This window comes from Streptomyces sp. NPDC014676 (assembly GCF_043084105.1).
GTDB lineage: Bacteria > Actinomycetota > Actinomycetes > Streptomycetales > Streptomycetaceae > Streptomyces.
The window spans coordinates 423,553-444,463 of the sequence record NZ_JBIBZI010000002.1; the positions used below are offsets into that span (position 1 = coordinate 423,553).

Genomic DNA, 20,911 nt, shown 5'->3' on the forward strand with positions numbered 1-20,911 from the left:
CCGCGGGGTCTGTGCGGGCGTCAGCCCAGGCGCTTCACCAGCGCGTGGTACTGGTCCCACAGCTCCTTGGGCGTGTGGTCGCCGAAGGTGTTCAGGTGGTCGGGGACCAGGGCGGCCTCCTCGCGCCACACGTCCTTGTCGACGGTGAGCAGGAAGTCCAGGTCGGCGTCGGAGAGGTCCAGGCCTTCGGTGTCCAGCGCGCCCTTGGCCGGCAGCACGCCGATCGGGGTCTCGACGCCCTCCGCCTTGCCGTCCAGGCGTTCGACGATCCACTTCAGGACGCGGGAGTTCTCACCGAAGCCGGGCCAGACGAACTTGCCGTCGTCGTTCTTGCGGAACCAGTTGACGTAGTAGATCTTCGGCAGCTTGGACTGGTCCTTGTCCTTGGCCACGTCGATCCAGTGCGCCATGTAGTCGCCCATGTTGTAGCCGCAGAACGGCAGCATGGCGAACGGGTCGCGGCGCAGCTCGCCGACCTTGCCCTCGGCGGCGGCGGTCTTCTCGGAGGCCACGTTGGCGCCGAGGAAGACGCCGTGGTTCCAGTCGAAGGACTCCGTCACCAGCGGTACGGCGCTGGCGCGGCGCCCGCCGAAGAGGATCGCGGAGATCGGCACACCCTTGGGGTCCTCCCACTCCGGCGCGATGATCGGGCACTGGGCGGCCGGGGTGGTGAAGCGGGCGTTGGGGTGCGCGGCGGGCGTGCCGGACTCGGGGGTCCAGTCGTTGCCCTTCCAGTCGGTGAGGTGGGCGGGGGTCTCCTCGGTCATGCCCTCCCACCACACGTCGCCGTCGTCGGTGAGGGCGACGTTGGTGAAGACCGAGTTGCCCCACAGGGTCTTCATGGCGTTGGCGTTGGTGTGCTCACCCGTACCGGGGGCGACGCCGAAGAAGCCGGCCTCGGGGTTGATGGCGTACAGGCGGCCGTCCTCGCCGAAGCGCATCCAGGCGATGTCGTCGCCGATCGTCTCGACCGTCCAGCCGGAGATCGTGGGCTCCAGCATGGCGAGGTTGGTCTTGCCGCAGGCGGACGGGAAGGCGGCGGCGACGTACTTCGACTCACCGGTGGGCGGGGTGAGCTTCAGGATGAGCATGTGCTCGGCCAGCCAGCCCTCGTCGCGGGCCATGACGGAGGCGATGCGCAGGGCGTAGCACTTCTTGCCGAGCAGGGCGTTGCCGCCGTAGCCGGAGCCGTAGGACCAGATCTCGCGGTCCTCGGGGAAGTGGGAGATGTACTTGGTGCTGTTGCAGGGCCAGGGGACGTCCTCCTGGCCGGGCTCCAGCGGGGCGCCGACGGAGTGCACGGCCTTGACGAAGAAGCCGTCGGAGCCGAGCTCGTCCAGGACCGGCTGACCCATCCGGGTCATGGTGCGCATGGAGACGGCGACGTACGCGGAGTCGGTGATCTCGACGCCGATGGCGGACAGCGGCGAGCCGAGCGGGCCCATGCAGAAGGGCACGACGTACAGGGTGCGGCCCCTCATCGAGCCGCGGAAGACGCCCTTGTCGCCCCGGAAGATCTCCCGCATCTCGGCGGGGGCCTTCCAGTGGTTGGTCGGACCGGCGTCCTCCTCCTTCTCGGAGCAGATGAAGGTCCGGTCCTCGACGCGGGCGACGTCGGTGGGGTCGGAGGCCGCGTAGTAGGAGTTGGGGCGCTTGACCGGGTCGAGTGGGCGGAAGGTGCCCTTGGCGACGAGCTCTTCGCACAGGCGTTCGTACTCGGCCTCCGAGCCGTCGCACCAGACCACCCGGTCCGGCTGCGTCAGGTCTGCGATCTCGTCGACCCAGGAGATCAGTCCCTGGTGGGTGGTGGGGACGCCGGGTTCCGCGATGTCGCGCGCCACGATTGCTCCTAAATGAGGGTTTTTTGTTGGGAGGCCCCGTGGGGGCTGCGACCCGGATGCTGCGCGGTGGTGCGCTGCGCGCTCATCCGGTGTCGACCGCACTCATTTGATCATCCGATGAGAGCGCCCATCTGTCCAGAGGGCCGCACAGGTGAGCAACGTGACGATGACCACGGTTTTCGTGGGCTTTTACGCGCACGTTGGGTACACCTGACGATTTCTTTGCGTGACGTCCCGGCCGAACGGCGTGAGATGATGGCCACTCGACGGACCCAATCGGCCGCCGGGAGGCATAACTTACGGTCCCGTAGGTACGATGCGAGACATGACTGCGTTCGCCCCCGACGCGCCCACGGACCCGCCGGCCGACGGCCGCGGTCCGGTGGCGACTTCCCTCCCGCATCCGGTCAAGCCCAAGCTCCGCGGCTGGCTGCACCTGGGCATGTTCCCCGCCGCCCTGGTCGCCGGACTGGTGCTGACCGCCTTCGCCGGCTCGAGCCGGGCACGCCTCGCCTGCGCGGTCTACGCCCTGACCGCCTGTCTGCTGTTCGGCGTGAGCGCGCTCTACCACCGGGGCGACTGGAGCCCGCGGATGGACGGGGTGCTGCGCCGGCTCGACCACGCCAACATCTTCCTGATCATCGCGGGCACCTACACCCCGCTGACCATCCTGCTGCTGCCGGAGTCCAAGGGGCAGTGGCTGCTGTGGGGCATCTGGGCGGCGGCGGCCGCCGGGATCGTCTTCCGGGTGTTCTGGGTCGGCGCGCCCCGCTGGCTCTACACGCCCTGCTACATCGCGATGGGCTGGGCGGCCGTCTTCTTCCTGCCGGACTTCATGCGCTCGGGCGGCATCACCGTACTCGTCCTGGTGGTGGCCGGCGGGCTGCTCTACAGCGCGGGCGGGGTGATCTACGGCCTCAAGAAGCCCAACCCGTCACCACGCTGGTTCGGCTTCCACGAGGTCTTCCACTCCCTCACCCTGGCCGCCTTCATCGCCCACTACATCGGCATCTCCCTGGCGGCGTACCAGCACGCGTAGGAACCGGTACCGGCCGCAGGACCGGTACCGGCCGTGGTGGCCGGCGATCGCCGACAATGGCCGTCATGAAGGCCGCACCCTCCCCCCTCACCCCCGCCGACCCGCCCCGACCGGGGCTGCGCGAGCGGAAGAAGATCAAGACCCGTGAGGCGATCCGCGGTGCGGCCTTCGCCCTGATCGGGGAGCGGGGCTACGACGCCATGACGATCGAGCGGATCGCCGAGCGCGCCGAGGTGTCGCCGTCGACCGTCATCCGCTACTTCCCGGCCAAGGAGGACATCGTCCTCACGGACGAGTACGACCGGCCGATGGCCGCGGCACTCGCCGAGCGGCCCGCCGGCGAACCCTGGCCCGCCTCCGTCCGGCACGTGCTGCGCGGGGCCGTGCGCCGCGCGATGGCCGAACAGCCCGAGGTGACACGGGTGCGGGCCAGGCTGCTGGCCGAGATCCCGGCGGTGCGCTCCCGGACGCGGGAGAGCCTGTCGGCCACCGGGCGGCTCCTCGCCGACGCGATCGCCGCGCGCACCGGGCTCGACCCGGACGGCCTGGAGGTGCGGGTCGCCACGACGTCCCTGCTCGGCGGCCTGCTGGAGGCCACGACGTACTGGGCCGAACACGGCCACACCGACGATCTCGCCGCCCTCGTCGACCGGGCCCTCGACGTGGTCGAGCACGGCCTGCCCACCGCGAAATCCCGGAGCGGCGGACACCGGACATGACATCCTTGGGCGGGTGAACGGTCCCGAGATCCACGTCGAGTTCGCCCCCGAGCTGCTGCTCTTCGTCCCCAGGGCACGGCCCACCGGTGCCACGAAGGCCGCCACCGACGGTGTCTCCAGCCTCGGCCACGTCGTCGAGTCCCTCGGAGTCCCGCTGACCGAGGTCGGCGCGCTGCTCGTGGACGGCCGCGAGGTGCCGGCCGGCCACGTGCCGACCGCGGGCGAGTCGGTGACGGTGCGGGCCGTCGAACACCCCCAGCGGGTGCCGGGCGCTCCCCTGCGCTTCCTGCTCGACGTGCACCTCGGCACGCTGGCGCGCCGGCTGCGGCTGCTGGGCGTGGACACGGCGTACGAGTCGACGGACATCGGCGATCCGGCGCTGGCCGCGCGGTCGGCGGCGGAGCGGCGGGTGATGCTCAGCCGGGACCGGGGGCTGCTGCGGCGGCGGGAGCTGTGGGCGGGGGCGTTCATCTACAGCACCCGGCCCGAGGAGCAACTCACCTACGTGCTCGACCGGTTCCAGCCCGAACTGCGGCCGTGGAGCCGGTGCACCGCCTGCAACGGGCTGCTGCGGCAGGTCACCAAGGACGAGGTCGCCGACCAGTTGAGGGGCGGAACGCACCGCACGTACGACGTGTTCGCCCAGTGCGCGGAGTGCGGCCGCGCGTACTGGAAGGGCGCGCATCACGAGCAACTGGTCGCGATCGTGGAGCGGGCGGTCGCGTCGCGGGCCGAGCGGGGCTGACGCGGTAACGCCGCGGGGACCGCGGGCCCGGGCGGGGAACCACAGGCCCGAGGCGGGGAACCACAGGCCCGAGGCACGGAGAACCACAGGCCCGAGGCGGAGAACCACAGGCCCGAGGCGGAGAACCACAGGCCCGAGGCGGAGAACCACAGGCCCGAGGCACGGAGAACCACAGGCCCGAGGCGGAGAACCACAGGCCCGAGGCGGAGAACCACAGGCCCGAAAGCGGGGAGAACCGCAGGCCCGGCGCGGCCGGGCATCCTCGCGGGGGTGCCCGGTGCGCCGTCGGACCGTTCTTGTCCTGCCGCGGGCCGGGCCGTCGCGGTTCTCGTCCGGGCGTGGCGGCCGTACCGACGGCCGGTACGGCCGCCGGTTCAGCCGCCCAGCGCCGCCCGCAGCCGGTCGGCATCGGTCGTCGGCGCGTCACAGGTGAAGTTGCGGCAGACGTAGGCGGCCGGTGCGCCCTGGACCAGCGGACGGTCGGCGAGCAGCGGGAACTCGTCGCTCTCCGGGGTGCCGGCGGCGACCACCGCGCCGGGCGCGGAACCCAGGAGTGCCGTGCGGTGCAGGGCGGCCGTGGCCGGGTCGTCGAGCGCCGGGCCGACCACCGCGACCTCCCGCGGTCCGTCCAGTACGGCCTCGGCGACCGCGAGCCCCCACCCGATGAACCGCGGGACGCGCGGGCCGAGCGCCTTCACCACGCCCAGCGCCCGTTCGGCGGCGGTGCGGTGCGGCTCGGAACCGGTGTGCGCGGCATAGCCGAGCAGGGCGCCCGCGGCGGCGGTCCAGCCGGACGGGGCGGCGTTGTCGGTCGGGTCCTGCGGACGCCGGATGAGGCGCTCCGCGTCGGACGCCGTGTCGTACAGGGCGCCCGATCCGGGGTCGGCGAAGCGGGCCAGGACATGGTCGAGGAGCAGCCCGGCGAACTCCAGCCAGACGCCCTCACCGGTCACCGAGGCGAGCGCCAGGAAGCCCTCGGCGACATCGGCGTAGTCCTCCAGCACCCCCGCGTTGGCCCCGGCGCGGCCGTCCTTGCTGGTGCGGGCGATGCGGGCCTGGTCGTCCAGGTGCAGCCGGACCAGCAGGTCACCGGCGGCGACGGCGGCCTCGACGAGGTCCGGCCGGTCGAAGTAGGCGCCGGTCTCGGCGAGCGCGGCGATCGCGAGGCCGTTCCAGGCGGCGACCACCTTGTCGTCCCGGCCGGGCGCGGGCCGGGCGGAGCGCGCCACGAGCAGCCGCTCCCTGATGCCGTCGATCCGCCCGGCGTCGAACACCTCCTCCTGCTGCGGGAGTTGCAGCACCGAGGCGCCCTCCTCGAAGGTGCCCTCCACGGTCACGCCGAAGTACCGTGCGGCGAGTTCCGCGTCGTCGTCCCCGAGGACCTCGCGCAGTCGCGCGGGCGTCCAGACGTAGTACGCGCCCTCGACGTGCCGGCCCGTACCGTCGTCGCTGTCGGCGTCCAGCGCGGACGCGAAACCGCCCTCACCGGTGCGCAGTTCCCGGACCATGAAGTCGGCGGTCTCCAGCGCCACCCGGCGGGCGAGCTCCGAACCGGTGGCCCGCCACAGATGGGCGTAGACCCGGCACAGCAGGGCGTTGTCGTAGAGCATCTTCTCGAAGTGCGGCACGATCCAGTCGCGGTCGACGGAGTACCGGGCGAAGCCGCCGCCGAGCTGGTCGTAGATCCCGCCGCGCGCCATGCGCTCGCAGGTGTCCGCCGCCATCTGCAGCGCGCCCTCGGCGCCGGTGCGGGCGTGGTGGCGCAGCAGGAACTCCAGCACCATGGACGGCGGGAACTTCGGTGCCCCGCCGAACCCGCCCCGCTGCGGGTCGTACTCCCTGGTCAGCCCGAGCAGCGCCTGGGCGAGCTCCTGCTCGCCGGGCACCTGGTCGTCGCCGTAGGACAGCTCCCGCCCCGCCAGATCCCGGGCGATCTTCCCGGCCACCTCGTCGACCTCGCCGCGCCGCTCGTCCCACGCCTGGTGGACGCCCTGGAGCACCTGCCGGAAGGAGGGCATGCCGTGCCGGGGGGCGGGCGGGAAGTACGTACCGAAGTAGAACGGCTCCGCGTCCGGGGTGAGGAACACGGTCATGGGCCAGCCGCCCTGCCCGGTCGCCGCCTGCACCGCCTCCATGTAGACGGCGTCGACGTCCGGGCGCTCCTCGCGGTCCACCTTGACGCTGACGAAGTGCGCGTTCATGTCGTCGGCGGTGGCCCGGTCCTCGAAGGACTCGTGGGCCATCACATGGCACCAGTGGCAGCTCGAGTAGCCGACGCTCAGCAGCACCGGCACCTGCCGTCGCCGCGCCTCCTCGAACGCCTCCGGGGACCACGGCCACCAGTCGACCGGGTTGTCGGCGTGCTGCAGCAGGTACGGGGAGGTCTCATGGGCCAGTCGGTTCGGCATGGTGTCCATCCTGCCGCAGTACCCGCCCCGGAGCCCGGCAGCACACAGCCGGGAGGATCCGGCCCTCTCCCCACGACGGCCCCCGCACGCCACACTTGTGGCCGGGGAACGCGGCCGGGACCGGCCGACGCCACCGGAGGGGGACAGCAGATGCGGGACGGTCAGCGGGCGGACGCCGAGCGGCTGTTGGCGCGGGCCGTGGAGGAGGAGGTGCGCCGGTCGGGCGGGCGCACCGACGGCAAGGTGCTGCTCGCGCGGGCGCGCGGGGCACTGGACACGATGGCGCAGGCGGCGGCCGAGGAGTACGAGGCGTACACGCGCGCCCTGGACGAGGCGGAGGCCGGACAGCTCACCTTCCGGCAGCGTTACGCCCGCGAGGGCGCCGGGACCCCGCTGCTGGTGGCCGGGGTCGCGGGGGTCGCGGCCGTCATCGCCGACATGGTGCTCGGGACGGGCACCGGGACGGCGCTGGGCGCGGGTGTGACCGTCGGGGTCGCCGGCGCGGCGGCGACGGTGGTGAAGGTGGCCGGCACGCATGTGCCCGCCGCGCACCACCGGGCCGGCGCGGTGGGCCAGCCGGGCGGGCCGCAGCAGTTGCGGCTGCAGTGGCTGACGGCACTGGAGGTACGGGGGATCCGTCCGTTCCTGGACCAGCAGCGGGTGCTGGCCGCGTCCACCGGGCCGAAGCAGGCGGGGCCCCGGCTGCGCGGCACCGACAAGAGCGCGGCGGCCCGCGGGCGGAGCGTGCTGGAGCAGTCGTTCGGGCAGCTCCCGGAGCCGCTGGGTCCGTTCGCGGGACGGCGGCGGGAGATGGAGCGCATCCGGCAGTGGGTGCGGGCGGCCCGCGCGACCACGGAGACCCGGCCGACGGTGGTCGTGCTGCACGGGGCGTCCGGCAGCGGCCGTACGACGCTCGCGGTGCGCGCCGCGCACGACCTGAAGGACCACTTCCGCGGCGCCTGCGTCGTCGACCTGCGCGGCGCCAGCCCCGGCGAGCCCCCGCTGTCCACCCGGGACGCGCTGCTGCACCTGCTGAACCGGCTCGGGGCGCCCCGCGAGCAGCTGCTGTTCCGTGAGCGGTCCTCCCCCGACCAGCAGGTCAGGCGGCTGAGCGAGCTGTACCACCAGCATCTGACCGGGATGCCGGTGACGGTGGTGCTGGACGACGCCTCCGATCCGCAGCAGGTGCGCACGCTGATACCGGAACGGTCCGACAGCCTGGTCCTGGTCACCTCCCGCGCGCCGCTCGGGCTGCCGGACGACCTGCCGGCCCGGGTCCACCAGCTCCCGGTGGAGCCGCTGGACGCGGCCGGTGCGGAGGAGCTGCTCGCGGTCGCCGCACAGGACTCCTCGGGGCCCTACGACGCCGATTCCGCCGAGCGGGTGCGGGAGCTGTGCGGGGGCCTGCCGCTGGCGCTGCGGATCGCCGGTGCGGCCCTCGGCCCCCGCTCTCCCCTCGCGCTCGCCGCCGACCTGGACGCGTACGGGCCCGTCGAGCCGGTCGGGCGGGCGCTGTGGCTGCGCTACACCGACCAGCCGGAGACCCTGCGGCGGCTGCTGCGGCGGCTCGCCCTGGCCGGCCGGGCCTCCCTGGGTGCCGCCGCCGCGGCGGCCCTCCTCTCCACCGACGAGGCCGAGGCGACCCGGCACCTGGTCGCGCTGCACCGCGCCGGTCTGATCGACCGCGTACGGCACAGCCGCTACCGGCTGCACGACCTCGTCCGCGCCTTCGCCCTCGCCCGGCTCCTCGACGAGGAGGACCCCGCCGAACGCGCCGCCGCGCAGGAGCGGCTGATCGTGAACTACGCCGAGCTGGCCGACTCGGTGCTGCGGCTGGTCGACGGCAACATGTCGACCCGCTCCGACCGCTTCGGCCCGTACGGCTTCACCTCACTGGACGAGGCGCTGCGCTGGCTGGACGACGAGTCGAGCTTCATCACGGCGGCGCTGCGGCACGCGGAGGGCGTGGACCGGCGGGCGGTGCTGAACCTGCTCGGCGCACTGTGCGACTACTGCCTGCTGCGCGGCGACCTGTACCGGCTGGGTGAGATCAACGAGCTGGCGCAGGCCGTGGACGAGGGGCTGCTGGTGCGCTCCGTGCAGTGGCGCACCGGTATCGCGGCACGGCAGCTGGGCGAGCTGGACACGGCGCGGACCACGCTGACGTCGGTGGTGGACCTGTACCGGGAGTCGCGGCACGACGCGGGCGCGGCACGGGCGCTGACCTCGCTGGGCATCACGCTGCACCACCAGGGCAACCTGACGGAGGCGTCGGCGAGGCTGCGGGAGGCGCTGGAGCTGCAGGCCGCGCCCGGGCTGGCCACCGATCGCGCCTGGACGATGCACGCGCTGGCGGCGGTGGAGCGGGACCGGGCCCGCCTGGCGGAGGCGCTGGAGCTGCTCACCGAGTCGCTGGTGCTGCACCGCGCGGGCGAGTCGGTGCACGGGCAGGCGTGGGCGCACTTCCAGCTCGGGCAACTGCACCTGCGGATGGACGACGTGCCGCGCGCCGAGGCCGAGCTGCGCACCGCCCTGGAACTGTACGGCCGGACCCGCGACGCCCGCGGTGAGGCGTGGGCGCTGACCGAGCTGGCGCGGGCCCGGCTGGTCGACGGGGACGCCTCACCGGCGGTGGAGGACCTGCGCCGGGCCGCCGCCCGGCACCGGGACAACGAGGACGCGCGGGGCGAGGCGTGGACGCTGTACTACCTGGGCCAGGCGCTGGAGGAGACCGGCGACCTGGACCGGGCGGTGCGCGAGCTGGAACGCGCCCGCACGATGTTCTCCCGGATGCGGGACGTGTACGGCCTGGCCTGCGCCCGGCACCACTCGGCGCGGGTGACCCGGGACCAGCGGGCGGCCCGGACGGGGTCGCTGCGCAACTCCGGGTTCGCCCGGCAGCTCCTGGTGGACGCGCGCGCCGACTTCCAGCGCATCGGGGTGGCGCACGGGGAGGCGTGGTCCTGCCTGGAGCTGGCGGTCGTCGACGCGGGCAACGCGCGCACGCAGCAGGCGCTGGCGCTGTGCGACGAGGCGGTGTCGCTGTTCGTGTCGTACGGCGACCGGCGCGGCGAGGACTGGGCGCGCTTCCTGCGCTGCACGCTGCTGCCGTACGCGGCGCCGGGCGGTACGGAGGTCGGTACGGCGGTGGCCCAGGAGGAGCTGTCCCGGCTGGGCCGGGCCGGCCACGCCTCGCGCGACGGGAAACTGGCCGACTGCGTCGAGGCGTACCAGCTCCTCCTGGAGCGGGGCGTCAGCCTGGAGGCGGGCTGGCAGGCCTGGCACCTGGGCATGGTCCCCAGCCGCCACGCACGGGAGGTGATGGGCGTGCCGGTGAACGAAAAGGCGTGACCCGCTCCCGCGGGCAGCCACACCACCGCCGCCGCTCCCGCGGGCAGTCACACCACCGCCGCCGCTTCCGCGGGCAGTCGTGCCTCCCCCAGTGCCTCAAGGGCCTGGGAGGCGCCCCCAGGGCGGCACGGGTGGGCGCGGCCCCACCCCGCCGGCGCCGGGCTGCGTCACCCGCCCCGGCCCACACCGGGTACTCGGATCACACGGCTGTGCGGCCCTCCAGCGGATCCGGAGGGCCGTACATGCTCAGCCCCGCTTCTCGGCGGCGGCCGTCACCCCGGACTTCTCCGCCCCGGACTCCTCGGACTCGGCGAAGTCGACGCGGCCCATGTGGCGGTTCATGGACTTCATCAGGGCCCACACCGCCAGAGCCATCACCGCGAACACGATGAACCCGAGAACACCAGGGGTCACCTTGTCCTCGTCGAGCTCCTTGGCCAGAGGCACCAGGTGGGTCATTGCCAGGCTTGCGCTTGCGCTCATGTCAGGCATTGTCCCGGATGCCCGCGAAGAGGTCGTCCTCGGGGAGGGAGGTATCGACGAGGGACTTCGCCAGCTCGTACTCCTCCGTCGGCCAGACCTCCCGCTGGAGGTCCATCGGCACCCGGAACCAGCCCCCGTCGGGGTCGATCTGCGTCGCGTGCGCGATCAGCGCCTTGTCGCGGATCTCGAAGAAGTCGGCGCACGGCACGTGCGTGGTGAGCGTGCGCTCCTTGCGCTCGAACTCGCTCCAGCGCTTCAGCCAGTCCCCGTACGGCGACTCCAGGCCGCGGTCCAACATCGCCTGGTGCAGCGCCTCGGTGCGGGGACGGTTGAACCCCTGGTTGTAGTACACCTTCAGCGGCTGGTACGCCGGGCCGTACTCGCCCTCCGGGTACTTCGCGGTGTCCGCCGCCCCCTCGAACGCCACCATCGTGATCTTGTGAGTCATGATGTGGTCGGGGTGCGGGTAGCCGCCGTTCTCGTCATAGGTGGTGATCACCTGGGGACGGAAGGAACGGATCTTCCGCACCAGCTCACCGGCCGCCTTGTCGACGTCCTCCAGGGCGAAGCAGCCCTCCGGCAGCGGCGGCAGCGGGTCGCCCTCGGGCAGCCCGGAGTCGACGAACCCGAGCCACTCCTGCTTCACCCCCAGGATCTCCCGGGCCTCGTCCATCTCCTTCTTGCGCACCTCGTGGATGTGTTCCTCGATGTACGCGTCGCCCTGCAGTTTCGGGTTGAGGATGGAGCCGCGCTCCCCGCCCGTGCAGGTCACCACCAGCACGTCCACCCCCTCGGACACGTACTTCGCCATGGTGGCCGCGCCCTTGCTCGACTCGTCGTCGGGGTGGGCGTGCACGGCCATCAGTCGCAGCTGGTCAGTCAAGACTCAATCCTCAAGTCGGTAGGCGCCCTCAGTGCGGCGGCGCAGTCGCAGGCTTCTATAGTGACCGAATCGGGGGACGAAAAATTCCGGAGTCCGCGCTCCGGGCCCGCCCGGGGACAGCGGTACCTTCCTGCCGAGGAGACGATCATGAGTACGTCGAGCACGCGGCTGCCCGAGGGCCGTTACAGCCGCTCCTCGGACGAGCGTGCCGACCGCACGCTCAAGATCGTCGGCGCCGTGCTGTCGGTGCTGATGCTCGGGCTGATCGGCTGGTTCGGCTACCACTACGTCGCCCAGAACGAGATCAGCGCCGAGGTGATCGGTTTCGACACCTCCGAGGACTCCGTGAAGGTGCACCTGGAGGTGCACAAGGACGCGGGTGTCGCCGGCTACTGCACGGTCCGCTCCCAGTCCGAGGACGGCACCGAGGTGGGCCGCGCCGACTTCCGCTTCGGCGAGGACGCCACGCGCGTCGACGAGGTCGTCACACTCCGCACCACCTCCCAGGGCACCTCGGCCGAGCTCGTCGGCTGCCACACGAACTGACACCGCGGGGAATACCTGGCCACTGACCTGCGCTGATACGAGTCAGGTGGCTTATGTCCTCCCTTTGCGGGCACTCAATTGTTAGGCTCGTGGTTTCGCCCATCCCTGGAGGAACATCCTTCTGGGTAGGGCGATGCTTTGTATCCCCAGTACCTACGAGGAGCACCTGTGACCCAGACCAGCGAGAACGTCACCTGGCTGACCCAGGAGGCGTACAACAAGCTCAAGGACGAGCTTGCGTACCTTACTGGTCCCGCGCGCACGGAGATCGCCGCGAAGATCGCCGCCGCGCGCGAGGAGGGCGACCTGCGGGAGAACGGCGGGTACCACGCGGCCAAGGAGGAGCAGGGCAAGCAGGAGCTCCGTGTGCGCCAGCTGACCCAGCTCCTCGAGAACGCCAAGGTCGGCGAGGCCCCGGCGGCCGACGGCGTGGTGGCGCCCGGCATGGTCGTGACGATCGCCTTCGACGGCGACGAGGACGACACGCTGTCCTTCCTGCTCGCCTCCCGCGAGTACGCGAGCGCCGACATCGAGACCTACTCGCCGCAGTCCCCGCTCGGCTCGGGCGTCATCGGCCACAAGGTCGGTGAGGACGCGGAGTACGAGCTGCCGAACGGCAAGAAGGCCTCGGTGAAGATCCTGGAGGCGAAGCCGTACAACGGCTGACCCGTCCCCGCGAGTCCCCGACGGGCCCCCGGCACCCCTGCGGTGCCGGGGGCTTCGTCATGCCGCCGAGCGGTACTTGCGCACGGCGAGCGTCCGGAAGAACGCGATGATCAGGACCGACCAGATCAGCGAGGCCCAGACGGGGTGCTGCATGGGCCACGCGTCGGGCGTCTGGAAGCCCGGGGGAAGGTTGCCGAACATCTCACGGCAGGCCTGCACGGTGGCGCTGAACGGGTTCCACTCGGCGATGTGCCGGAGGAAGGACGGCATCTGGTTCGCGTCCACGAACGCGTTCGAGATGAACGTCAGCGGAAACAGCCAGATCAGGCCGCCCGAGGTCGCCGCTTCAGGAGTGCGTACGGACAGGCCGATGAGCGCGCCGATCCAGGAGAACGCGTACCCCAGCAGAAGGAGCAGGCCGAATCCGACGAGCACCTTGCCGAAGTTCTCGTGCGTGCGCCAGCCGACGAGCACGGCGACCACCGCCAGCACGACGAGGGTGAGCGCCGTCTGTACCAGGTCGGCCATGGTGCGGCCGGTCAGCACCGCGCCCCGTGACATCGGCAGGGAGCGGAAGCGGTCGATGAGGCCCTTGTGCATGTCGTCGGCGATGCCCGCTCCCGCGCCCGCCGTGGCGAACGTGACGGTCTGGGCGAAGATGCCGGCCATCAGGAACTCGCGGTAGGCCTGGGTGGAGCTGGACGAACCGACCTGGATCGAGCCGCCGAACACGTAGGTGAACAGCACCACGAACATGATGGGCTGGAACAGCCCGAAAATGAGCATCTCGGGAATCCGGGCCATGCGGATCAGATTCCTGCGGGCGACGACCAGGGAGTCCCGGATCGACCGGCCGATGGGGTTGCCGGGGGCCGTGACCCGGACGGTGTCGGTGACGGCGCTCATTTCGCGGTCTCCTTGGTGTCCTCGTCGTCCTTGGCCTCCGCGACGTGGCCGGTGAGGGAGAGGAAGACGTCGTCGAGGGTGGGGCGGCGCAGGCCGATGTCGTCGATCTCGATGCCGTTGGTGTCGAGGTCGCGGATGATCTCGGCGAGGAGCTTCGCGCCGCCGGAGACCGGTGTGGTGATCTTGCGCATGTGGTCCTCGACCGTGGTGTCGCCCTGGCCGGCGCCGCGCAGGCTGTACTTGTCGAGGAGGGCGGACGCCGACGCGATGCGCTCCCGTTCGTGCACCACGACCTCGACGCGTTCGCCGCCGGTGCGGGCCTTGAGCTGGTCGGAGGTGCCCTGGGCGATGACCTTGCCGTGGTCGACGACCGCGATGTCGTGCGCGAGGTGGTCGGCCTCCTCCAGGTACTGGGTGGTGAGCAGCAGTGTCGTGCCGTCGGAGACGAGCTGTTTGATCACTTCCCAGAGCTGCTGGCGGTTGCGCGGGTCGAGGCCGGTGGTCGGCTCGTCCATGAACATCACGGGCGGCGAGACGACCAGGGCGGCGGCGAGGTCGAGGCGGCGGCGCATGCCCCCGGAGTAGGTCTTGGCGGTGCGGTCGGCGGCGTCCGCGAGGTGGAACTGCTCCAGCAGTTCGTCCGCGCGGGCCTTCGCCGCCTTCGCCTTCATCTGGTAGAGCTGTCCGACCATCCGCAGGTTCTCGCGGCCGGTCAGGTACTCGTCGACGGCGGCGAACTGGCCGGACAGGCCGATGGAGCGGCGTACGGCGTCGGGCTGTTTCAGCACGTCGAGGCCGGCGACGACCGCCTTGCCGCTGTCGGGCCGCAGCAGGGTGGTCAGGCAGCGGACGGTGGTGGTCTTCCCCGCGCCGTTCGGCCCGAGCAGGCCCAGGACGGTGCCCTCGGGGACCTCCAGGTCGACGCCGTCCAGTGCCCTTACGTTCCCGAAGGTCTTCACCAGACCTTCGGCATAGATGGCGCCTGGCATATGAGTCTCCACGTCATCGTGATTCTTCGGAAAGCCTAGGTTTGCGCGCTTCTGTGTGCTGAGGTTTTTCGTCGGGCGCGGGCGGCGGGACGGACGGTGGCCACCCGGCGACGAGACACACCATAACGCGATGTATCGCGTCTCACAATGGAATTGCCCGAAGGAGTGACACCCCGTCGGGTGTCAGTCCATGACCGTGTAACCCGCCTCACGCAGAGTCCTGTTGACCTCCGCGCAGTGCTCCGGGCCCTTGGTCTCCAGGTGCAGCTCGACCTCCGCCTCCGTGAGCCCGAGCCGTGGATCGGTCCGTACGTGGCTCACGTCGAGGACGTTAGCGTCCGCCACTGACAACGCCCCCAGAAGCGAGGCGAGCGCGCCCGGCCGGTCCGTCAGCCTCAGCCGTACGGCCAGGTAGCGGCCCTGCGCGGCCATGCCGTGCCGCAGCACCCGCTCCATCAGCACCGGGTCCACGTTGCCGCCGGACAGCACCGCGACGACCGGCCCCTCGAAGGCACCGGGCCGGCTCAGCAGCGCCGCGACCGGGCTCGCCCCGGCCGGTTCGACGACCAGCTTGGCCCGCTCCAGGCAGAGCAGCAGCGCGGCCGACAGCTCGTCCTCGGTGACCGTGCACACCTCGTCCACCAGCTCGCCGACGATCCCGAACGGCACGTCACCGGGCCGCCCCACCTTGATCCCGTCGGCCATCGTCACCGGGGCGCGCACCGCCACCGGACGCCCGGCCGCCAGCGAGGGCGGGTACGCCGCCGCGCCCGCCGCCTGCACGCCGACGATCCGCACGTCGGGCCGCAGCTCCTTCACCGCGACCGCGATCCCGGCGGCCAGCCCGCCCCCGCCGACCCCGACGACGATCGTGCGCACCTCGGGGCACTGCTCCAGGATCTCCAGGCCCACCGTGCCCTGCCCCGCGATGATGTCGGGGTGGTCGAAGGGGTGGATGAACACGGCGCCCGTCCCGTGCGCGTACTCCCTCGCCGCGGCCAGCGTCTCGTCGACCACCTGGCCCTCCAGGCGCACCTCGGCGCCGTACTCCCGGGTCGCGCTGATCTTCGGCAGCGGGGCGCCCTTCGGCATGAAGACCGTGGACCGCACCCCGAGCAGCGACGACGCCAGCGCGACACCCTGCGCGTGGTTGCCGGCGCTCGCCGCGACGACACCGGCGGCCCGCTCCTCGGGCAGCAGCCCGGCGATCCGGACGTACGCGCCGCGCAGCTTGAACGACCCCGTCCGCTGCAGGTTCTCGCACTTCAGGTGCACCGGTGCGCCCACCCGCCGGGACAGGTGCCTGCTGCCCTCCAGCGCGGTCGTCCGTGCCACGCCCGAGAGCATCTTCCGGGCGCCGCGCACATCGTCGAGAGTGACGGCCCGCAGGGATCCGGCCGTGCTGTGGCTCATGACTCCAGCATCGCAGTTCGCCGCCGGCGGCGACCGGGGTGACCAATCCGCGGACTCGGCTTTGCACAGCGCCGGTACGGGCCGACGTCCGGCCGCGTACCCTGTCCCCCAATTAGCAGCCCTCCACGAAGTGAGCCCCCGGCCATGCCCACAACACCTGATATGTCGATGGACATGAGGACGGACCTGACGGCCGTCGGCGACACCGGTCTTCTCGACACGCTGCAGCACGAGGTGGCGTTGTTCGCACGCCGTGCCGAACAGACGCGTCTGGGCGGGGTCGGCCAGGTGCGCAACTCGATGGACCGCGCCGCGTACCTGCTGCTCAACCGCCTCGACAAGGAAGGTCCCATGGGCGTCAAGGCACTCGCCGCGAGCATGGGCATCGACTCCTCGACGGTCACCCGGCAGGTCGCCCCGCTCGTGGACACCGGCCTGGTCAAACGGACCTCGCACCCCGAGGACGGCCGCGCGGTCGTGCTCCAGCTCTCCCCGCGCGGACAGGCGCGCCTGGAGGAAGTGCGCTCCTCACGGCGCCAGTTGATGGCCGAGCTGACGCAGGACTGGGACCCGGAGGAGCGTGAGGTGTTCTGCGCGCTCCTGACGCGCTTCAACGGAGCGCTGTCTGCGCGGATGTCCACCCCTGACCGGGCGGACTCCTGATCCCTGGGGGCTGCGCCCCCAGACCCCCGTCGGCCCTGAACGGGCCTCGTCCTCAGACGCCGGACGGGCTGATTTCAGCCCGTCCGGCGTCTGAGGAGCGGGGTCCGGGGCGGAGCCCCGGGTCGGGACGGGAAAGGGCGGCGGGGGCGAGAAAAACCGGGACTCGTCCACACGTGCACATCTCTTGACCGCGGGGCGCGCCCTGGCCTGATATGAGAACCGAGGGCTCTCAGGGGCGAGGGGAGGCACGGTTGCACCCACGGCACGCATCCCGGGACGACCCCCGCGCCCACGGGTTCGAGGCGTACGTCGCGGGCGCCGGCGCCCGCCTGCTGCACACCGCGACCCTCCTCACCGCCGAACCGCCGGACGCCAACCCGCACGCCCGGCGCCTGCTGACCCTGGCGCTGGCCCACACGTACGCGAGCTGGGACCGGCTGCACGGCGCGGACCCCTACGCCCACACCCGCCAGTACCTGGCGACCCGCTTCGTGAACGGCGCCTGGCACCGGCGCGGCGGGCTGCTCCGCCCCCGCGCCCGCCTGGAGGGGTCGCTGGCCCGGCTCTCCCCGCAGGAACGCCTGGTCCTGGTCCTGCGGCTGCACGAGGGGGTCGCCGAGGAACAGACGGCGGCTCTGCTCGGCCTGTCCGCGGAGCGCGTGCGGGCCGTCCTCCACCGCGCGATGACCGCCGTACTGCGCCCGCCCCCGGGACCGGCGCCCGCGGTGGGCGGCGTCGAGGCGGTGCCGTCGTGACCCGGATGAGGCGGGAGGCGGCCGTACGGCGGATGCTGGAGCGGTCGGCGCCGCGCGTACCGCCCGAGCTCCACGCGGACGCGGTCCGCCGCGGGGCCCGCATCCTGCGCCGCAGGACGCTCGTCCGCCGCGCGATGTGGCTGCTGTTGCTGGCGGGGAGCGTGGCGTTCGTGGTGTGGGCGCTGACGGTCCGTCCGTGGGTGGAGCCGCCGTCGGAGACGACTCCACCGCTCACGGGCTGGTGACCGGGTCCTACCGGCCGAGCGCCTGCTGGAGGTCTTCGAGCAGGTCGTCGACGTTCTCGATGCCCACGGAGAGGCGCACCAGGTCGGCGGGGACCTCGAGCGCGGAACCGGCCGCGGACGCGTGCGTCATCCGCCCGGGGTGCTCGATCAGCGACTCGACGCCGCCCAGGGACTCGCCGAGCGTGAACACCCGGGCCCGGTCGCAGACCTCGACGGCCGCCTCCTCGCCGCCCTCCACGCGGAAGGAGATCATGCCGCCGAAGGCGCGCATCTGCTTGGCGGCGACCTCGTGACCGGGGTGGTCGGGCAGCCCCGGGTACAGGACGCTCGTCACGCGCGCGTGGCGGCTGAGCATGTCGGCGACCTTCGTCGCGTTCTCGCTGTGCCGGTCCATGCGGACCGAGAGCGTCTTGGTGCCGCGCAGCACCAGCCAGGAGTCGAAGGGGCCGGCGACCGCGCCCATCGCGTTCTGGTGGTAGGCGAGCTCCTCGCCCAGTTCCGCGTCGCCGGTGATCAGGGCGCCGCCGACGACGTCGGAGTGGCCGCCCATGTACTTGGTCAGGGAGTGCACGACGACGTCCGCGCCGAGCGCGAGCGGCTGCTGGAGGTACGGCGTGGCGAAGGTGTTGTCGACGACGAGCCGGGCGCCCGCGTCCCGGGCGACCTGGGCCACGGCGGCGATGTCGGTGATGCCGAGCAGCGGGTTGGAGGGGGTCTCCACCCAGACGGCCTTGGTCTTCGGGGTGAGGGCGGCCCGCACGGCGGCCGGGTCACTGGTGTCGGCCACCGACCACTCCACGCCCCAGCGGGCGACGACCTTGGCAAAGAGGCGGAACGTGCCGCCGTACGCGTCGTTCGGGATCACCACGTGGTCGCCGGGGCTGAGCAGCGTACGCAACAGGCAGTCCTCGGCCGCCAGTCCGGACGCGAACGCGAGGCCGCGGCGGCCGCCCTCCAGGGCGGCGAGGTTCTCCTCCAGCGCGGTCCTGGTCGGATTGGCGCTGCGGCTGTACTCGTAGCCGCCGCGCAGGCCGCCGACGCCGTCCTGCTTGTAGGTGGAGACCTGGTAGATCGGCGGGACGACCGCGCCCGTCAGGGGGTCGGCGGTGTTGCCCGCGTGGATCGCGAGTGTCTCGAAGTGCTGACTGATGTGCCTGTCGCTCATGGGCACCGAGGGTAGTGCGCGTACGGTGCGGATGACGGACGCGGAGCGGGCGGGGCGGGCGGCGGGGGCGGATGCCGGGGTTTTCCACAGGGTCCGGTACCGGGTTGGCCAATTGTCGGCGTGGTCTGGTTCGCTGGTGACATGGAGATTCTCTGGGTCCTGATCGCGCTCGTCATGCTCGGCTTCGTGGTGGTGCCGTTCATAAGGCGCGGGCGCGGGGCGATCACGCAGGTCCCCGCCGGCCACCCGGACGCGGCGGACCCGGCGGACTACGGCTTCGCCCGCGAGGAGGAGCTGGACGTCCGCATGCCCGGCCCCGACCAGGACCTGCTGGACGTCCTGGACCTGGTGCAGCGCACCCAGGACTACCGCGCGGCGCAGCAGCTGCTGGCCGGCACGGACGCGGAGGGCGAGTCGCGCTGGCAGCGCGTCCAGGCGTTCGCGGGCGCGGCCTCGCTGGAGCTGAAGCAGCGGCCCGGCGGGGTGAGCGAGGCGCCGGGCGGGCAGTGGCTGCGGGTGTGGCGGACCGAGATGCCCAAGGACGCCGGGGGAGCCGCGGTGCACGCCGAGTTCCTGGTGCAGCAGGCGTGGCGTACGGCGGCGCCCGGGACGGACGAGTTCCGGATCATCATGGAGGAGGCGAAGGCGGCGTGCGGCGAGGCGGCGCTGCTGGCTCCCGGTGACCCGGTCCCGTACATCGTGGAGCTGTCGGTGGCGCGGGGGCTCGGTTACTCGCAGCAGGACTTCGAGCAGCTCTGGCTGAAGATCCTGGACCGCGCCCCGGCCCACATGGGGGCGCACCTGGCCGCGCTGCACTACTGGTGCGAGAAGTGGCACGGCTCGCGGCGGCAGGCGTACGCGTTCGCGGAGGCCGCGGCGGCGCGGGCGCCCCAGGGGTCCCTCCTCGCCGCCATGCCGCTCTTCGCGGTGTTCGAGCACCTGCCCGAGGTGAACCTGGTCGCCGGTTTCTACCAGAGCGAGACCGTCACCAAGGCGGTGCACGGCGCGCTGCACGCGGTGCACTCGGCCCGCCCCGACGACCCGATGTCGGCACACGTACGGCACCTGCTGGTCTTCTTCCTGGTGCGCGGCGAGCGCTGGGCGGAGGCCATGAGCCAGCTCATACACGTCGACGGCCACGTGGGCGCCCTCCCCTGGACCCTCTCCCCCGACCCGGCCGCCGAGTTCGCCGTCTACCGCGCCCTGGCGGTGGCCGGCTACGAGGCGAACGGCGGCAGCCCGGCGACACTCCCGCACTGACCGTCGCGGTACGGATCCCGGCCTGGAGCAGAGGCCCGATCCCGGGTCCCGGTGGCCGCCGGTCATCGGGACCCTCGGTATCACGTCGCCCTCACTCGTTCGAGCGGTGGGAAGGCACACGTGCCCATTCCGCTGACGCGTGGGATCGGAATCGCGCCCGTGGGAGCAGCAATGACCACCACCTCCGCCGCCGGGCAACCGCTCATCCCCCAGCCACCGGCCACGGTGGCCGCACTGTGACAGGCCGTCAGGCAGATCGCGCCCGCCGCGCTGCCGGCGTTCACCCGGGAGCTGGACCAGGCGGCCGACCAGTCCCGGCAGGGCTCGGATCTGGCTCCGCTCCAGCGGTTCATCGCCCAGTGGGCCGTCTTCGTGCACATCCAGCGCCGCCCCGGCCTGGCGGCGGATTTCCGTCACTGGGAGGACACGGCCGAGTCGGGCGACGCCGACCAGGCGCGGCAGGCCGCCCGCGAGATCGGCCGGATCCTGGACGAGGCCCACACGGCCGTCGGCCTCCCGACCCGGTGAGCGCGGGCCGGCGCTGGGAGTACGACCCCGATCACGACCACGTGGCGGGCGGCATTCCCTCTCATGTCGTGGCGGAGGTGGAGCGCCTCGCCGGCCAGCTCGTCGACCTGGCCGGTACGGGTGTCGACGTCAGCGACATCGGCAACGGCCCCCGACCGGGCGGCCTGCGCCGCATGGACGCGGCCGGCGGCTGGTTCTCCTTCCTGGTGGCGCCCCGTGAGCCGCTCATCGTCGTCGTCCGGATCGTGCCCCCGTTCGAGGCACTGTGACCGGAGCGCCCCTTCGTCGGCGACGAGGGGGCGCGCC

At 72.3% G+C, this 20,911-nt stretch carries 20 protein-coding genes; 12 read left to right on the forward strand and 8 right to left on the reverse strand.

The window, feature by feature from the left end; all coding sequences use genetic code 11:
• Nucleotides 1-20: 20 nt before the first annotated feature.
• Complete coding sequence (locus ACF1DX_RS06365; protein ID WP_391790073.1) at nt 21-1,841, reverse strand: phosphoenolpyruvate carboxykinase (GTP); 1,821 nt, start codon at nt 1,839-1,841, stop codon at nt 21-23.
• A gap of 325 nt (nt 1,842-2,166) precedes the next feature.
• Here ACF1DX_RS06365 and ACF1DX_RS06370 point away from each other — a divergent pair, with 325 nt between their 5' ends.
• The 3 genes from ACF1DX_RS06370 (at nt 2,167) to ACF1DX_RS06380 (ending at nt 4,344) form a co-directional block, all read left to right on the forward strand.
• Nucleotides 2,167-2,880, forward strand: a complete 714-nt coding sequence (locus ACF1DX_RS06370; RefSeq protein WP_391790074.1) for a hemolysin III family protein — start codon at nt 2,167-2,169, stop codon at nt 2,878-2,880.
• A gap of 65 nt (nt 2,881-2,945) precedes the next feature.
• A complete protein-coding gene (locus ACF1DX_RS06375) occupies nt 2,946-3,599 on the forward strand; it encodes a TetR/AcrR family transcriptional regulator (RefSeq protein ID WP_391790075.1) in 654 nt (217 codons plus the stop codon).
• Between the two features lie 13 nt (nt 3,600-3,612).
• Complete coding sequence (locus ACF1DX_RS06380) at nt 3,613-4,344, forward strand: Mut7-C RNAse domain-containing protein (RefSeq protein WP_391790076.1); 732 nt, start codon at nt 3,613-3,615, stop codon at nt 4,342-4,344.
• Between the two features lie 374 nt (nt 4,345-4,718).
• Here ACF1DX_RS06380 and ACF1DX_RS06385 read toward each other — a convergent pair whose 3' ends face one another.
• Nucleotides 4,719-6,752: a thioredoxin domain-containing protein gene (locus ACF1DX_RS06385; RefSeq protein ID WP_391790077.1), complete on the reverse strand. Its 2,034-nt coding sequence runs from the start codon at nt 6,750-6,752 to the stop codon at nt 4,719-4,721.
• Between the two features lie 150 nt (nt 6,753-6,902).
• Between ACF1DX_RS06385 and ACF1DX_RS06390 the strand changes: the two genes are divergently transcribed.
• Complete coding sequence (locus ACF1DX_RS06390) at nt 6,903-10,103, forward strand: tetratricopeptide repeat protein (RefSeq protein ID WP_391790078.1); 3,201 nt, start codon at nt 6,903-6,905, stop codon at nt 10,101-10,103.
• Between the two features lie 246 nt (nt 10,104-10,349).
• Here the strand turns inward: ACF1DX_RS06390 and ACF1DX_RS06395 are convergent, their stop codons facing one another.
• Together ACF1DX_RS06395 and mca are read right to left on the reverse strand one after the other, a co-directional pair.
• A complete protein-coding gene (locus tag ACF1DX_RS06395) occupies nt 10,350-10,595 on the reverse strand; it encodes a hypothetical protein (RefSeq protein WP_391790079.1) in 246 nt (81 codons plus the stop codon).
• The gene (gene mca, locus ACF1DX_RS06400; protein WP_030859827.1) at nt 10,588-11,469 is read right to left on the reverse strand and encodes a mycothiol conjugate amidase Mca; all 882 of its coding nucleotides are present in this window, start codon (nt 11,467-11,469) and stop codon (nt 10,588-10,590) included. The genes ACF1DX_RS06395 and mca overlap by 8 nt, the downstream gene beginning before the upstream one ends.
• 147 nt (nt 11,470-11,616) lie before the next feature.
• Between mca and ACF1DX_RS06405 the strand changes: the two genes are divergently transcribed.
• Both ACF1DX_RS06405 and greA read left to right on the forward strand, forming a co-directional pair.
• Nucleotides 11,617-12,015 (forward strand): DUF4307 domain-containing protein, encoded by a 399-nt coding sequence (locus ACF1DX_RS06405; protein WP_391790080.1) that lies wholly within the window; start codon nt 11,617-11,619, stop codon nt 12,013-12,015.
• 168 nt (nt 12,016-12,183) lie between these two features.
• Nucleotides 12,184-12,681: a transcription elongation factor GreA gene (gene greA / locus ACF1DX_RS06410; RefSeq protein WP_030859823.1), complete on the forward strand. Its 498-nt coding sequence runs from the start codon at nt 12,184-12,186 to the stop codon at nt 12,679-12,681.
• Nucleotides 12,682-12,738: 57 nt separating this feature from the next.
• Here the strand turns inward: greA and ACF1DX_RS06415 are convergent, their stop codons facing one another.
• The 3 genes from ACF1DX_RS06415 to ilvA all read right to left on the reverse strand — a co-directional run bounded on the left by ACF1DX_RS06415 (nt 12,739) and on the right by ilvA (nt 15,989).
• Nucleotides 12,739-13,587 carry an ABC transporter permease gene (locus tag ACF1DX_RS06415; protein WP_385057502.1) on the reverse strand — a complete coding sequence of 283 codons (849 nt, stop codon included), beginning with the start codon at nt 13,585-13,587 and terminating at the stop codon, nt 12,739-12,741.
• Nucleotides 13,584-14,576 carry an ATP-binding cassette domain-containing protein gene (locus ACF1DX_RS06420; protein ID WP_391790081.1) on the reverse strand — a complete coding sequence of 331 codons (993 nt, stop codon included), beginning with the start codon at nt 14,574-14,576 and terminating at the stop codon, nt 13,584-13,586. Before ACF1DX_RS06420 ends, ACF1DX_RS06415 begins: the two co-directional genes overlap by 4 nt.
• Before the next feature lie 183 nt (nt 14,577-14,759).
• A complete protein-coding gene (gene ilvA / locus ACF1DX_RS06425; RefSeq protein WP_391790082.1) occupies nt 14,760-15,989 on the reverse strand; it encodes a threonine ammonia-lyase in 1,230 nt (409 codons plus the stop codon).
• 168 nt (nt 15,990-16,157) lie between these two features.
• Between ilvA and ACF1DX_RS06430 the strand changes: the two genes are divergently transcribed.
• From ACF1DX_RS06430 to ACF1DX_RS06440, 3 genes are all read left to right on the forward strand, one after another.
• Nucleotides 16,158-16,652, forward strand: coding sequence for a MarR family winged helix-turn-helix transcriptional regulator (locus tag ACF1DX_RS06430; RefSeq protein ID WP_391790083.1), 495 nt, complete (start codon nt 16,158-16,160; stop codon nt 16,650-16,652).
• 251 nt (nt 16,653-16,903) lie between these two features.
• Nucleotides 16,904-17,407, forward strand: a complete 504-nt coding sequence (locus ACF1DX_RS06435; RefSeq protein WP_391790084.1) for a sigma factor-like helix-turn-helix DNA-binding protein — start codon at nt 16,904-16,906, stop codon at nt 17,405-17,407.
• Nucleotides 17,404-17,652, forward strand: coding sequence for a hypothetical protein (locus ACF1DX_RS06440; RefSeq protein WP_391790085.1), 249 nt, complete (start codon nt 17,404-17,406; stop codon nt 17,650-17,652). The genes ACF1DX_RS06435 and ACF1DX_RS06440 overlap by 4 nt, the downstream gene beginning before the upstream one ends.
• A 7-nt stretch (nt 17,653-17,659) precedes the next feature.
• On the opposite strand, the gene ACF1DX_RS06445 is transcribed toward ACF1DX_RS06440, so the two are convergent.
• The gene (locus tag ACF1DX_RS06445) at nt 17,660-18,817 is read right to left on the reverse strand and encodes a cystathionine gamma-synthase (protein WP_391790086.1); all 1,158 of its coding nucleotides are present in this window, start codon (nt 18,815-18,817) and stop codon (nt 17,660-17,662) included.
• 141 nt (nt 18,818-18,958) lie between these two features.
• On the opposite strand from ACF1DX_RS06445, the gene ACF1DX_RS06450 reads away from it, so the two are divergent.
• From ACF1DX_RS06450 to ACF1DX_RS06460, 3 genes are all read left to right on the forward strand, one after another.
• The gene (locus tag ACF1DX_RS06450) at nt 18,959-20,077 is read left to right on the forward strand and encodes a hypothetical protein (RefSeq protein ID WP_391790087.1); all 1,119 of its coding nucleotides are present in this window, start codon (nt 18,959-18,961) and stop codon (nt 20,075-20,077) included.
• A 255-nt stretch (nt 20,078-20,332) separates the two neighbouring features.
• Nucleotides 20,333-20,605, forward strand: coding sequence for a DUF6247 family protein (locus ACF1DX_RS06455; protein WP_391790463.1), 273 nt, complete (start codon nt 20,333-20,335; stop codon nt 20,603-20,605).
• On the forward strand, nt 20,602-20,874 hold the full coding sequence (locus ACF1DX_RS06460) for a hypothetical protein (RefSeq protein ID WP_391790088.1): 273 nt from the start codon (nt 20,602-20,604) through the stop codon (nt 20,872-20,874). Before ACF1DX_RS06455 ends, ACF1DX_RS06460 begins: the two co-directional genes overlap by 4 nt.
• The last annotated feature ends 37 nt before the right edge of the window (nt 20,875-20,911 follow it).

Excerpts from the sequence above, each read along its gene's own strand:
- ACF1DX_RS06370 (WP_391790074.1), top strand. The coding sequence starts at position 2,167 with ATGACTGCGTTCGCCCCCGACGCGCCCACGGACCCGCCGGCCGACGGC.
- ACF1DX_RS06375 (WP_391790075.1), top strand. The coding sequence starts at position 2,946 with ATGAAGGCCGCACCCTCCCCCCTCACCCCCGCCGACCCGCCCCGACCG.
- ACF1DX_RS06385 (WP_391790077.1), bottom strand. The coding sequence starts at position 6,752 with ATGCCGAACCGACTGGCCCATGAGACCTCCCCGTACCTGCTGCAGCAC.
- ACF1DX_RS06390 (WP_391790078.1), top strand. The coding sequence starts at position 6,903 with ATGCGGGACGGTCAGCGGGCGGACGCCGAGCGGCTGTTGGCGCGGGCC.
- ACF1DX_RS06395 (WP_391790079.1), bottom strand. The coding sequence starts at position 10,595 with ATGCCTGACATGAGCGCAAGCGCAAGCCTGGCAATGACCCACCTGGTG.
- ACF1DX_RS06405 (WP_391790080.1), top strand. The coding sequence starts at position 11,617 with ATGAGTACGTCGAGCACGCGGCTGCCCGAGGGCCGTTACAGCCGCTCC.
- ACF1DX_RS06415 (WP_385057502.1), bottom strand. The coding sequence starts at position 13,587 with ATGAGCGCCGTCACCGACACCGTCCGGGTCACGGCCCCCGGCAACCCC.
- ACF1DX_RS06420 (WP_391790081.1), bottom strand. The coding sequence starts at position 14,576 with ATGCCAGGCGCCATCTATGCCGAAGGTCTGGTGAAGACCTTCGGGAAC.
- ilvA (WP_391790082.1), bottom strand. The coding sequence starts at position 15,989 with ATGAGCCACAGCACGGCCGGATCCCTGCGGGCCGTCACTCTCGACGAT.
- ACF1DX_RS06430 (WP_391790083.1), top strand. The coding sequence starts at position 16,158 with ATGGACATGAGGACGGACCTGACGGCCGTCGGCGACACCGGTCTTCTC.
- ACF1DX_RS06445 (WP_391790086.1), bottom strand. The coding sequence starts at position 18,817 with ATGAGCGACAGGCACATCAGTCAGCACTTCGAGACACTCGCGATCCAC.
- ACF1DX_RS06450 (WP_391790087.1), top strand. The coding sequence starts at position 18,959 with ATGGAGATTCTCTGGGTCCTGATCGCGCTCGTCATGCTCGGCTTCGTG.